General features: G+C 44.8%; 10 protein-coding genes and 1 pseudogene. 9 read left to right on the top strand and 2 right to left on the bottom strand.

Features of this window, described 5'->3' with window-relative positions:
* The 9 genes and pseudogenes from QUA53_RS01845 to QUA53_RS01805 all read left to right on the top strand — a co-directional run.
* Positions 1-1,112: pseudogene (locus tag QUA53_RS01845) on the top strand (ATP-binding cassette domain-containing protein); the annotation flags it as partial.
* Between the two features lie 40 nt (positions 1,113-1,152).
* Complete coding sequence (locus QUA53_RS01840) at positions 1,153-1,953, top strand: ABC transporter permease (RefSeq protein ID WP_333094578.1); 801 nt, start codon at positions 1,153-1,155, stop codon at positions 1,951-1,953.
* Positions 1,954-2,103: 150 nt separating this feature from the next.
* Positions 2,104-3,006, top strand: a complete 903-nt coding sequence (locus QUA53_RS01835; RefSeq protein WP_333094577.1) for an Rpn family recombination-promoting nuclease/putative transposase — start codon at positions 2,104-2,106, stop codon at positions 3,004-3,006.
* Between the two features lie 44 nt (positions 3,007-3,050).
* Entirely contained in the window at positions 3,051-5,075 is a 2,025-nt protein-coding gene (locus tag QUA53_RS01830; protein WP_333094576.1) for a Gldg family protein, read from the top strand.
* Positions 5,076-5,328: 253 nt separating this feature from the next.
* Entirely contained in the window at positions 5,329-5,967 is a 639-nt protein-coding gene (locus tag QUA53_RS01825) for a DUF4340 domain-containing protein (protein ID WP_333094575.1), read from the top strand.
* Between the two features lie 256 nt (positions 5,968-6,223).
* The gene (locus QUA53_RS01820) at positions 6,224-7,354 is read left to right on the top strand and encodes an ABC transporter ATP-binding protein (RefSeq protein WP_333094573.1); all 1,131 of its coding nucleotides are present in this window, start codon (positions 6,224-6,226) and stop codon (positions 7,352-7,354) included.
* A 173-nt stretch (positions 7,355-7,527) separates the two neighbouring features.
* Positions 7,528-8,658 carry a spermidine/putrescine ABC transporter substrate-binding protein gene (locus tag QUA53_RS01815; protein WP_333094572.1) on the top strand — a complete coding sequence of 377 codons (1,131 nt, stop codon included), beginning with the start codon at positions 7,528-7,530 and terminating at the stop codon, positions 8,656-8,658.
* A 144-nt stretch (positions 8,659-8,802) separates the two neighbouring features.
* Positions 8,803-9,714 carry an ABC transporter permease gene (locus tag QUA53_RS01810; protein ID WP_333094571.1) on the top strand — a complete coding sequence of 304 codons (912 nt, stop codon included), beginning with the start codon at positions 8,803-8,805 and terminating at the stop codon, positions 9,712-9,714.
* A gap of 69 nt (positions 9,715-9,783) precedes the next feature.
* Positions 9,784-10,629: an ABC transporter permease gene (locus tag QUA53_RS01805; protein WP_333094570.1), complete on the top strand. Its 846-nt coding sequence runs from the start codon at positions 9,784-9,786 to the stop codon at positions 10,627-10,629.
* 422 nt (positions 10,630-11,051) lie between these two features.
* On the opposite strand, the gene QUA53_RS01800 is transcribed toward QUA53_RS01805, so the two are convergent.
* The gene (locus tag QUA53_RS01800; protein ID WP_333094569.1) at positions 11,052-11,822 is read right to left on the bottom strand and encodes a sulfotransferase family 2 domain-containing protein; all 771 of its coding nucleotides are present in this window, start codon (positions 11,820-11,822) and stop codon (positions 11,052-11,054) included.
* Between the two features lie 831 nt (positions 11,823-12,653).
* Positions 12,654-13,472 carry a fatty acid desaturase gene (locus QUA53_RS01795; RefSeq protein ID WP_333094568.1) on the bottom strand — a complete coding sequence of 273 codons (819 nt, stop codon included), beginning with the start codon at positions 13,470-13,472 and terminating at the stop codon, positions 12,654-12,656.
* Positions 13,473-13,538 lie beyond the last annotated feature (66 nt).

Raw genomic sequence — 13,538 nt, 5'->3', positions numbered from 1 at the left:
CAGTTGTCGAAAGACAAGAGTCGAGCGAGCATTATGAACCAGAACCGATTGTCGAAAATCTAGAAGTTTCAGAAACCATAGAGTCGATCGACTATTCTCAACCAGAATCCGAACAGATTACAGAAACACCAGAGGAAATAAGCGATTTAGAACCTGAAATGCAACCAGTCGCAGAGTTTCTGGAAACTGTAGAAAGACAAGAGTCGATCGAACATCCTCAACCAGAACCGATTGTCGAAAATCTGCTCATTGTCGAAACAGTAGAGTCGATCGAAAATCCTCAACCAGAACAGGTTGTCGAAAATCTGCCCGTTGTTTCAGAAACGGTAGAGTCGCTAGAGCCTTCTCAACCAGAACCCGAACTGATTTTAGATACACCAAATTTGATCGAGCCTTCTCAACCAGAACCGATTGTCGAAAATCAGCTCATTGTTCAAATGGTAGAGCCGATAGAGCCTTCTCAACCAGAACCCGAACTGATTTTAGATACACCAAATTCGATCGAGCCTTCTCAACCAGAACCCGAACTGATTTTAGATACACCAAAGTCGATCGAGCCTTCTCAACCAGAACCGATTGTCGAAAATCAGCTCATTGTTCAAATGGTAGAGCCGATAGAGCCTTCTCAACCAGAACCCGAACTGATTTTAGATACACCAAATTCGATCGAGCCTTCTCAACCAGAACCCGAACTGATTTTAGATACACCAAAGTCGATCGAGCCTTCTCAACCAGAACCGATTGTCGAAAATCAGCTCATTGTTCAAATGGTAGAGCCGATCAAGCCTTCTCAACCAGAACCCGACCTGATTTTAGATACACCAAGGTCGATCGAGCCTTCTCAACCAGAACCCGAACTGGTTTTAGATACATCAAGGTCGCTAGAACATTCTCAACCAGAACCCGAACTGATTTTAGATGCGCCTAAGTCGCTAGAACATTCTCAACCAGAATCCGAACCTGTTGTAAAAAATCGACCACTCAAAAAAAAGCCACAACCGAGTAGCGATTCTCGACCACAACAGCAACCAGTTAGCAAAAAGCGACAAATAGAAAGAAAAAAACAGGATAGCGACGGCAGCGAAACACCATCTGCCGGCGACTCAGAATGAACCAATTACCAAGGGCCAATTACCCATTCCCAATTCCTAAATGTTAGTAATGATTAGTAATATTGTCGCAATTTACCGGAAAGAACTACAAAGCTATTTTGCATCGCCATTAGCCTATGCCATCGCAGCAGTCTTTTGGCTAATCACCGGCTACTTTTTAATAGCCATCCTCCTCGCTCCCGACGGGTTAATTCCCCAAATCGGCCAGCGAGACCAAATGGGAATTACCGAACCTCCCATCGACGTAGCCTACGAATTTCTGCAACTATTTCTGCGAATCATGGGTTCCCTTTCATTGTTCGTACTACCCGTACTCTCAATGGGACTTTACGCAGAAGAACGCAAACGTGGAACCTTAGAACTATTAGCAACATCGCCCTTAACAAACTGGGCAGTTGCTACCGGCAAACTCCTCGGTGTTTTAACATTTTATACCACCATGTTGGTGCCCCTGCTGTTCTGCGAGGCGATCGCCCTCAGTTCATCAACCCCACCCGTACCCCCCGGAGTTCTTCTGCTAGGACACGGCGGCTTAATCTTACTAGCTGCAGGAGTATTGTCCCTCGGAATGTTTATTTCCTCCCTCACCGACAGCACAATTTTATCCGCCATCCTCACCTTCACTCTAGTATTATTTCTGTGGGTGATCGATGCAGCCGCCGTCGCTATCGGTGGCTCCTTCGGAACGGCATTAGGACATTTGTCGCTGCTAACAAATTACACCAATCTTGTCAAGGGAGTTTTCGATACCAGCAGTTTAATTATGTTTGCCAGTTACATCATTTTAGGAGTATTTCTGACCGCGCAATCCATAGATGCCTTGCGATATCAGCGTTCTTAAAAACATGGGGGAAGGCCTCGCAAAATAAAGAGGAAAGAGTGGCAAAGTAAAAATTTTGGAGAGTTGCACATTAAAGGAGACACCACCAATTCCCAATGCCCCCTTCCCAATCCCCAATTAATGTTAGTTATTCCACTAATTACTTGAAAAATGAGATTTATCAATCCAAAAATCGACTTTGCGTTCAAAAAAATATTCGGTTCCAGCGACAGCAAAGACATCCTGATTAATTTTTTAAACGCCATCCTTTATGAAGCACAGCCTGTCATCGAAGACTTAGAAATAATCAACTCCCAACCAGAAAATCAAACTCTCGGAGTCCAAGACACACACCTAGATGTAAAAGCCATAATTAACGGTGGCAGAATCGCCCTAGTTGAAATTCAACTCCTCAACGTGCCTTCCTTCGGCAATAGAGTTTTGTACAACGCTGCCAAAAGCTACAGCCAGCAATTAACAGGAAAAGAACGCTACGAAAGACTAAAAACAGTAATTTCTTTAAAAATTGCCGACTTTGAAATGTTTGAAAATCAGCCAGAATTCATGTCGCGGTTTGTTTTCCAAGAAAAAGAGCAACAGTTTGACTATCCCGATACAGAAATAGAATTAGTATTTATCGAACTGCCCAAATTTAGCAAGGAATTAGCAGCATTAGAAACAACCGCTGACCAATGGATTTACTTTCTAGAAAATACCAGCACTCTGGAGACAGTACCAGAAACATTGAGGGCTGTACCAGAAATTGAGAAAGCTTTTAGCATTGCCAACGAGGACAACTTCACTCAGCAAGAATTAAATGAATTGCACAACCAAGAACTGTGGATTCAAGACCAGCAGATTGCCATAGATGTAGCAAGAGAACAGGTGACAAAAACCGCTCAACTCTCGTTAATATTGCGTCAGCTAGTGCGGCGCTTAGGCACAATACAACCGGAAACCGAAAACTGCATCCGTCAATTAGGTATACAGGAATTAGAAGAACTAGGAGATGCCGTGCTGGATTTCAATAAACCGTCAGATTTAACAGCATGGTTGCAGGCTAATTCGATATAGAATAACATCCTCGATCCGGAAATTTTTCCCTCAATATTTACCTTATGAAAATTAGCAAAACAAATTGGAAATACGTTTTTTTGCTGGGTCCCCTCCTCATCGCAGCGGGGGTAACAGCAGCACTTGTATCTGGAGTATGGGACCCCCTGACAGTCGGTTTAGTTATTGCCGGAGCCGTGACGATCGCACTTTGGCTGCTATATTTGAGTTACGAACAAAGCTTTTGGGGGCAGCGTTCCACTCAAGCCAGCACCAACGCCCTGATTGCTACCCTCGCCGTCTTTGTGATACTCGGAGTAATTAACTTCATAGCCGTTCGCTATCCCGTCCGCATCGACTTAACCGAAAGCCAACAATTTACCCTTGCCCCGCAGACTCAACAAATACTCCGAAACCTGCAACAAACAGTCAAAGTTTGGGTATTTGACCCCATCCAAAACCCGCAAATAAAAGAATTGTTGCAAAGCTACAAACGCGAGGGAGGCGAAAAGTTCCAATTTGAGTTTGTTGACCCGCAGGCCCAACCGGGAAAAGCGCGGGAATTTAGTATTACTAGCATCGGAGAAGTTTACCTGCAATCCGGAGACAAAAAACAGGTACTGCAAAAAGGTGGCACTGCTTTTGGTAGCGACCCAAATCAAGGGCTTTCAGAGATAAAACTTACCAATGGCTTAGAAGAAATCCTGAGCACTCGCGTTGCTACAGTTTACTTTTTGCAAGGCAAAGGCGCCCGCCCGATAAAGGAAGGTCAAGGCGGAATTCAGCAAGCTGAAAAAGCTCTGAAAGATAAATACTACAACGCCCAAACGCTGAATTTGACCGAACGAAAAGAAGTGCCAGAAGATGCAGATGCTTTAATCGTTCCGGGGCAGGACAAACCGTTTTCCGATACAGAAATTAAAGCACTAAAAGCTTATCTCGATCGCGGCGGCAGTTTATTGTTAATGGTAGACCCGGCAACTGATACGGGATTGGACAAAATGCTGCAAGAATGGGGTGTCAAACTAGACACCCGTTTAGCCATCGATGCTTCGGGAACTGGTCAAAGATTTGGCCTGGGCCCCACGGTTCCCACAGTCAGGCGCTACGGCGAACATCCGATTACTCAAAGTTTTGGTACTGGCATTTCATTTTATCCGTTTGCGCGTGCTTTGGAAACATCGCCAGTAGAAGGGATAGAGGAAAAACCGCTGATTTGGACGAGTCAGGAAAGTTGGGCGGAAAGCGATTTGACTACTAAGAAATTGGAGTTCGATCAAAAGACCGATCGACAAGGCCCGCTATTATTAGGTGTAGCTTTAGTTCGATCGTCCACTGCCAGCACTCCCTTAAAGCCCTCACCTTCACCAACACCAACACCCGTCACGCCTTCACCCCAAGCATCGCCGACAACATCACCATCACCCATAACTGCACCATCACCGACAACATCACCATCACCCATAGATTCACCATCGCCGACAGATTCACCATCGCCGACACCTTCGCCATTGCCGACAGATTCACCATCGCCGACAACTTCCCCATCGCCGACAACTTCCCCATCACCGACAACATCACCATCGCCGACAACATCACCATCGCCGACAACTTCGCCAACAGCTTCCCCAATCAGCTATTCAGTGATTGTCTCGCAAGAAGCAACGCCTCCAGCATTACCGACGACTTCGCCAACACCGGCAGCATCTCCCACAGCATCTCCCACAGCATCGGCAGAAAGTTCGCCAACACCAACACCTGCAGCATCTCCCACAGCATCTCCCAGTCCAACCGCAACTCCTTCCGCGCCTTCAACTCCTAGAAAAACATCGCGAATGGTAATAATTGGCACATCTCAATTTGTTACTAACGGTTGGTTTGACCAACAACTCAATAGCGACGTGTTTCTCAATTCAGTCAGTTGGTTGAGTAAACCCGACCAGCAAAGCTTTTCTATCAGTCCGAAAAAAGCTACCAACCGCCGTATTAACATGACGACCATCCAAGTAGGATTGCTGGTGTTAGCTTGGCTAATTTGGCCTTTACTCGGACTGGGAATTGGTGGCGCTATCTGGTGGAAGAGAAGATAAGTTCGCCAACAAATTCTCTAAGGAATTTAACGGATTTATTTGCCTCTTTCTGGTTTTTTCACCTCTTAGCCATTACCAATTGCTAATTCCTAATTCCGCAAGGTGCGCGACCGGGCGCACCTTACCCATTGTCAATTCCTAATACTTCGGCTACGCGAGCGTACAAGTTCCTAATTCCTAACTTCCCTAGGGTGCGTCTCTTACCAATTCCCCATTCCCCATTCCCCATTACCATGCCGAATTCGCTGTTACTATGAAATTGCAGAAAAATACATTAGTATTGATAGCCGTCGCGCTGAGCATGACGGGGTTGGTTGCTTTGTTCGAGATGCAAGTGTCTCCGAAACAGGAAGCCGCTAAGGAAGAAAAACAGAAAATTTTTGCTTTTAAGTCCGATCGCGTACAATTCTTTACAGTCAAAACTCCCGACAAAATATTGACTTTTGAGCGAGTTTATGAAACAAAAGGAGGCAAGTCTAGCTGGGAAATGAAATTGCCAGTGCAAGCACACGCGAGTCAGGCATCGGTGGATTTTTTGCTCGACAGGCTGGCAACAGGAAAGAGCGATCGCACGATTAATATTACTGCTGCTCAACTGCCAGAATTCGGTCTCGACCAACCCCAAGCTACAGTCACAGTAAAACTGGACAACCAGGAAACTCACCGCCTAGTTTTAGGCAAAACAGACTTTAGCGGCCGCTTCTTGTACGCTCAAGCCAATCCGCCGGAAGCGCCCCCTCAAAATTCAGCCGAAAATTTGCCCGTGCTGCTAGTACCTTTTGACTTTAAAAATGCCACTCAGCGACCTTTGTCAGAGTGGAAAAAAGCAGAAGCACCCAAAACAGAGAAACCGCAAAAACCCTCTCCCACGCCAAGTCCTGAGAATCAATAGATGGCCGATCGATCGGAGATGTTGCACCATTCTCAATAAGCCTTTTATGAAGAGGCAAGATGCCTGTTCCACAAAGAGTGCATTTTCTTGTGGAACAGGCCCGAAAGCCTGTTGCTGACAATGGTGCGCTCTGGGATAGAATTTAAAGAACAAATCCCAAAACCTGTTACATCCAACATTCCTCACCTAAAATACAGACAAGTCTAAACTTAAACTGTATTTAAGTGGCGTGCATTACCCCCAGGAAAGGGCGAATATGTTTCAGACAGCACTCAACCAAGGTACGACAGCAACGGATACAGCGCTTGACGTTGAACTCCGCAAGGTCTTTAAGGTATTTAACGGCGAAACCGCAGTCCGCGGAGTTGACCTCAACATCCGCCGAGGAGAATTTTTTAGCATCCTCGGGCCCAGTGGCTGCGGCAAGACTACGACGCTGCGCTTAATCGCTGGGTTCGAGACTCCCTCAGCGGGCGAATTGATGATTCGGGGCCAGTCGATGACCAACACTCCAGCTTACCGCCGTCCGGTAAATACTGTTTTTCAAAGCTACGCTTTGTTCGGACACATGAATGTCTGGGACAATATAGCTTTTGGATTGCGGATCAAAAAGCTGGGGAAAGCAGAAATTGAAGAACGGGTACGGGAAGTTTTGCAATTGGTGAAAATGGAATCTTTCGCCAACAGGTTTCCCGGTCAAATGTCGGGCGGTCAGCAGCAGCGGGTGGCTTTGGCGAGAGCTCTGGTAAATCGACCGGCGGTTTTACTGCTGGACGAGCCGTTGGGTGCTCTGGATTTGAAGTTGCGGAAGCAGATGCAGTTGGAACTGTCGAATTTGCATCAAGAATTGGGTTTGACTTTTGTGATGGTGACTCACGACCAAGAAGAGGCGATGAGTCTGTCTGACCGGATTGCGGTGATGCACGAGGGGAGGATTGAGCAAATTGGCTCTCCTGAAGAAATTTATGAGTGCCCGCAGACGGCTTTTGTGGCCGATTTTATTGGCGATACGAATTTGTTTGGGGGTACGGTAGAATCGATCGACCGATCGACTATCACAGTTCGCACATCAGCCAATCTGAAAATAGTCGTTCAGCAGTCGGATATGTGGAGTGGCGTCACAGGCGACTCTGTGGTGGTCAGCGTCCGGCCCGAAAAAGTATATTTGAATCTCTACCAGCCGGAAGTGTCGGTCAACTGTTTTGAAGGGCGGCTCAAAAATACTATGTATATGGGGACGCACGTTCATTACGTGGTTGAGTTGGCGTCGGGCGATAAAATTACTGTACGCCAGCCAAATACCGGTGGCTCTTTCCCAGACCCGCACACGCCGATTTACGCTTATTGGGGAACTACTGATTGTCTCGCTTTGACCGATCGAGCCTAATTGGGAAACGAAGGAAGAAGGAAGAAGGAAGAAGGAAGAAGGAAGAGGGGGAGAATGGGAGAATTTCCCCATTACCAATGATTCCTTATTACAAATTCTCAAATCTAAAATCGAATTTCCCAATCCCCAATTCCCCAATCTAAAATCTAAAATCTAAAATCTAAAATCTAACTGTGCCTCCGACTAACTTACCAATTTCCAGGATTTTCCCGGCTAATTCTACACGCCGTCAGTTCCTAAAAAATTCGGCGGCCACAATTTCCGGTTTAGCTCTTTCGAGTTGTGGCTGGCGACTTGCAGACGTACAATCTGCTCCTCCCGTCAAAGGTGCGGCAGACAAACTTTTCATCTATACTTGGGCAGGCTATACCGATGAAGCTTTGCTCGATCGCTTTGCCGAAAAAACCGGCATTCGCGTAGTGGCCGACGTGTTTAGTTCCAACGAAGAGATGCTGGCGAGAGTTCAAGCCGGTGGCGCCCGCGCCTACAGTATCATTTACCCATCTGATTACATGGTGGTTCAAATGACGGAACTCGGGCTGTTGAGCCCATTAGACCATTCGGTTTTGGGCGGGCTCGATCGGCTAAAAAAACAGTTCCAAAACCCTGTCTATGACCCAGGAAACCGCTACAGCGTGCCTTTGAGTTGGGGAACCACAGGCTTGATTTACAACACCGAACAACTCAAAGAAGCTCCTGAAGATTGGGACTATTTGTGGCAGCACAAACAGGAGTTAGCAAAGCGAATGACGCTGGCGAGTGATGTTCGAGAAGTCATGGGCGCTGCGTTGCGGATGCTGGGCTATTCTCTGAATTCTACAAATCAAGAGCAAGTGAAACAAGCTTACCAAAAGTTGGTGGAACTCAAACCGGCGATCGCATCTTTTACTACTGATGCTTGGCGGCCTCAAATGCTGACGGGGGATTTGAAGGTAGCTATGTGTTATTCTTCTGATGCTAATGAAGTAATTTCAGATAACGATAAATTGAAGTATATCGTCCCCAAAAGCGGTTCTTCTCTGTGGACTGACACTTTAGTAATTCCTCAAGGTGCTCCCAATCCCGAAGCAGCTTATAAATGGATTAACTTTCTCCTGCAAGCCGATGTCGCTGCTTCTTTAGTAGAGCGCCTCAGTTTTTCAACTCCTTCGGAAGATGCTTTTAGTTTGTTGACGCCGGAAGTCCGCGAAAACGAGATTCTTTTCCCTTCGGAAGATATTTTGAAAAAGTGCGAAGGTGTGGCTCCTGTAGGGAAATTTATGGAAGTTTACGATCGCTATTGGACTCAATTAACCAGCGGCTAATCATCAAGCCGAGGGCGGGTTTTACACGCAATCTCTAATTATAACCCAATATTTACACAAACTCGCCCCCGCACAGCAGATCGCCCAGTCTATCCGTATTATATCCGCGTTAATCCGCGGTTAAAAACTCAAAAAAATTGATCTATGGCTGTTTCAACTAGAACTCCCCCTCCTATTCCTCCCAATTCTCCATTGAAGGCTGAAACTGTTTCCCCGTGGTCTGCTTGGGCGGGGCCACTGGCATTGTTGGGCCCTTCTGGCTTGTTGCTGCTTTTATTATTAGTCATACCAACCCTGGTGATTTTTCAGCTTAGTTTGGTGCCGAATATTAAGCCAGGAGATTTGGTGAATCCTTCGGGAATCGGCAATTACCTGCGAGTGTTTGAGCCGCTGAATTTGCAGGTGATGGGTCGATCGCTCTTTTTCGCCACGGGGACTACTATTCTGTGTTTGCTGCTGGGATTTCCCGTCGCTTACTGGATCGCCCTCAATGTCCCGAAAAAGTGGCGGAATTTAACTTTGTTAGGCTTTGTGTTGCCGCTGTGGACTTCTTCACTGTTGCGATCGTATGCTTGGATTACAATTCTGCGTCCTACAGGGGTTCTCAACTCGCTGCTGGCACTTGTAGGCATTCCTCCTCTGGAATTGCTTAATCAAAGTTCCGCAGTTTTAATCGGCATGGCTTACAGTTATTTGCCTTATATCGTGACAATTCTCTACGCTTCTTTGGAAAAGTTAGACCGCAGGTTGCTAGAAGCATCTCAGGATTTGGGCGCCAATCCAGTGGAAACTTTCTGGAAAGTGACAGTACCTCAAACGATGCCAGGAATTGCTGCGGGTTCTTTGCTAGTATTTATTAGCTGTTTGGGCGATTTTGTCGATCCGGAGTTGCTGGGTGGAGCTTCTAGTATGACGGCGGCTCGTTTAATTTACAATCAGTTTTTGGGGGCTACTCAAAATTGGGGGCTGGGTTCGGCTCTGAGTATGGTATTAATCTTTGTAGTGAGTATAGGAATTGCCCTTTTGCTGAAATATGGCGATCGTAATGCAATTTAAGTTAGTTGACTGTTAACTGTTGACTGTTCCATAACCAATTACTAATTACCAATTACCGATTACCGAGAAATGGAAAATACCGCCGACAATCCACAGGAGGAAATACAAGCCGATATGTACTTAAAACCTAAATTTAAGATTTCTTGGCAGGTAATATTTGCCGTTTTGATGTTTTTTTATATGTACCTGCCTATCCTGGTACTCACATTTTACAGCTTTAACAAATCGCGTTTTAGCGCCGGTTGGGAAGGATTTACTTTAGATTGGTACGTTAAATTATTTAGCGATACGCGGATTTTAGTTGCCCTGAGAAACAGTTTAACTGTTGCTGTTTGTGCAGTTGCAATCTCGGCTGTACTCGGCACTTTGATGGCGGTTGGTTTAGCCCGCTACCGCTTTCCTGGCAAGAGTTTATATCAGGGAGTTTCCTACTTGCCGATTATTATTCCAGATATTGCGACCGCAGTTGCTACTCTGGTATTTTTAGCTGCGCTGGCTATTCCTCTGAGTTTGTGGACAATAGTCGCCGCTCACATTGTGTTTTGTCTGGCTTACATCGCCCTAGCTGTTTCTACTAGATTGGCCGATTTAAACCCGTATTTAGAAGAGGCTGCCTTGGATTTGGGTGCAACGCCTGTTGAAGCTTTTATTCAGGTTTTGCTCCCTCAATTAATACCCGGAATTGTTTCAGGTTGTCTGTTGTCTTTTGTCCTCAGCATGGACGATTTTTTGATTGCGAGTTTTACCGCAGGTAGCGGGACTACAACTCTGCCGATGGAAATTTTTAGCCGGATTCGGACTGGGGTAAAACCTGATATTAATGCTCTCAGTGTGCTGTTGATAGTAGGTTCGGGAGGATTGGCATTTTTAGCGGAATATTTGCGCGGCAGGGGCGAGCAAAAACGGACTCATTAGTCCTTAGTCCTTAGTTCTTATTCCTTGGTGATTGGTTATTAGTCAATACGGTTAAGTTAGTGCTAAAAAAACAGATGGTGCGTAGTGCGTAGGTTGGGTTGAGGAACGAACCCTCCGTTTCACTCCGCCCAACATTTTCGCTACAATTTTCCTTAACTGAACCGTATTGGTCTATGAATAGACCGAATCAGGATTGTAGACCTTCTTCCCTGTTGATAAAAACGACGTTTATTTCGAGTTAACTTCATTAATTCTTGTACGAGTTCAGAATGTCGCTCGATATAATTTATCCACTGCTCTCCATCTAAGCTAACGCCAAATGTACTCTGTCTACGGTATCTTGCTCTTCCTGTGGGGGAGATATTTTACCATCTTGAATATCCTGTTTTGGATACTTGTCATGGCTCCACTCAGCAAAAATCTTAAGTGCTTAAAATTTTTTGTCGTTCCTCAAATAACTGTTTTGCAAACTGATAAAGCTCTATGTCTAGCAGATTTTGTTCGGCAATTAAATGTAAAGTTTGCTGATTAATATTAGAAGTTTTCGGTTTGTTTATCCCGACATTTTCTGCAACCATTTGAATTTGCGACCAACCCAGATGTCTGCTGAAAGTTCCTAAACTTTCAGCAAACCGCTCTTGAATGCCAAAAGTATAGTAGTGAAGTAGGTTGTGTTTAGCTTGTTCTAGCATATTACAGGAACAATGACCGTAAGGTACTTTCCAGCCAGCTCCCGATAGCATTCTCACCTGCAAATTATCAAATTCTATTGATTGTTTCCAAGAGATTAAACTTTCAAGGCTATGTTCCGTTCTGCCGAATACGTGGTAGTAAAAAGAGATGACTCGCTCTATTGGTTCGCGCAAGAGCGTGATATAATGAAAAGTATCGACAGGCAATAAATTATGAATTCCAAAAGGTTTATGTCCGCTAATGGCTCTCAGCTTCACCAAGCCATTAAAGTTTCGATCGTTTACGTCAGGAAGATACTGAAAATAACTTCTCAGTTCATTAAGTAATTCATCTGCATTTTTTGTCGTTACAGTTGGATCATCATAAAACATAAATACAGCATCTTTACCATACTGTTGCATGAGAATATGACGCAATGATGTTCCTGCTGTCTTCGGAATATGCGTAAAAATAATTAAACCTTTCTGGAGATTTTGAGCAAAATTTTTGGCAGCTTTCATTTTTGATTATCTACTTTCAAGTATCAGATGTCTGGCAACTAAGTCAACGAGTAATTTCAAGAATAAGAGAGTTGCTTATTATCGGACATTAGGAGTATGTTTTTTATGTTTACGGGCTAATAAAATCCCATGAACTTGTTTCATATTTACTGCTATTTTAGATGCCTGGATATTTTTTAATTGATTAAACTTTTCTCAGTACAGTAATAAATTTATTGAGATTTTTTTAGTTAACTCTTTTTCAACAAGCTTGAGCTGAGCTTGCTCATAGCGATAGAGGAATAATTTTAAATTTTTTTTTGAGCCCACACGTGAAAGTAAATCCTGTAATCGATAACAAATAATTGCTGAATAAGTTTTTCGAGTTTATTTGTCTAAATTTTTGCTATTAATATACCCTTTCAGTGATTGCCCTGTCAAGAAAAATCCAAATAGCTCTCAAACTCTCTCACAATCAAGTTTTCAGCATTTGTGTCTGCCTCGCATAGGTAAAAATCACTGCAAACCCACCCCTAGTAAAGCTTTCAGGCATTAAAATTCACCCCTTCTCTCCTCCACCTCTAGCCCACTAAGGTTCAGTTAGTGCTAAAAAAACAGATGTGCGTAGTGCGTAGGTTGGGTTGAGGAACGAATCCTCCGTTTCACTCCGCCCAACATTTTCGCTACAATTTTCCTTAACTGAACCGTATTAGGTTATTAGTCATTAGTAATTGGTGATTAGTCACAAAAAAACCCGGTTTCTCAAAGAAACCGGGTTTCTGAAGCGGTAAGGTGCGTGGCCCGGCGCAGTCTACAGCCTAAAGAGGTTCTGCGTCTAACACCCCATTGCTGCTATTTTGCTGCTGGTAATTTCACCTTAGTAGCCAAACCTACTGCTTCCAAAAGTTGAATGGTCATCCAAGTGAAGTCTATTTCCCACCAATTCATACCGTGACGTGCAGAGTATTGAAAAGCGTGGTGGTTGTTGTGCCAGCCTTCGCCATAAGTCAACAGCGCAACCCACCAACAGTTAGTAGAACTATCTTCGGTTTCGTAAGTGCGGTAGCCAAATTTGTGAGTGGCGCTGTTCACAAACCAGGTGCAGTGATAAACGAAAACTAAGCGGACAAAAATTACCCAAACTACAAAAGGCCAGCCTGCTGCTAAGTAAAGCAAGACGCCAAAGGCGATTTGAATTGGCAGAAAGTAATTTTGCAAAAATTGATAAAACGGGTCGCTTGAAATGTCTTTTGTGCAGCGGGAAATTTCAGCGTGAGCTGGACCTTTATATAGCATCCAGCCGATGTGACTCCACCAAAAACCCTTTTGGGCATTGTGAGGGTCGAGGGCATTTTGGTCAGAGTGGGTATGGTGCAATCGGTGCAGCCCAACCCAATCAATTATTCCTCCTTGGCAGGCAAGGGCTCCGCAAAATGCTAGAAAGTATTCTACGAATTTTGGTGTCTGAAAACTGCGGTGGGTGAGCATACGATGCCATCCGAGAGTTATTCCCAAACCGCCGGTTATCCAGTGCATGAATACTGTTAAACCAACTGCTGTCCAATTGAAGTTACTGGGTAGCAGGGCGAACAAAGCGCCGATATGAAGTCCTGCTAAACTAATAACGTGCTTCCAATTGTAGTGGAGTTTTTCTTGCGTTGCTATTGTCATTCTTTTTTTGATTTCTGATGAGATGCCGACCGGGATTCACGCATAATAGTTTGGATTGAGCAGTGA

The sequence above is a fragment of the Microcoleus sp. Pol12B3 genome, from assembly GCF_036701355.1.
Lineage (GTDB): Bacteria > Cyanobacteriota > Cyanobacteriia > Cyanobacteriales > Microcoleaceae > Microcoleus.
The sequence above is the reverse complement of the archived record's forward strand: the minus strand, read 5'-3'. Positions and strand labels throughout refer to the sequence as shown.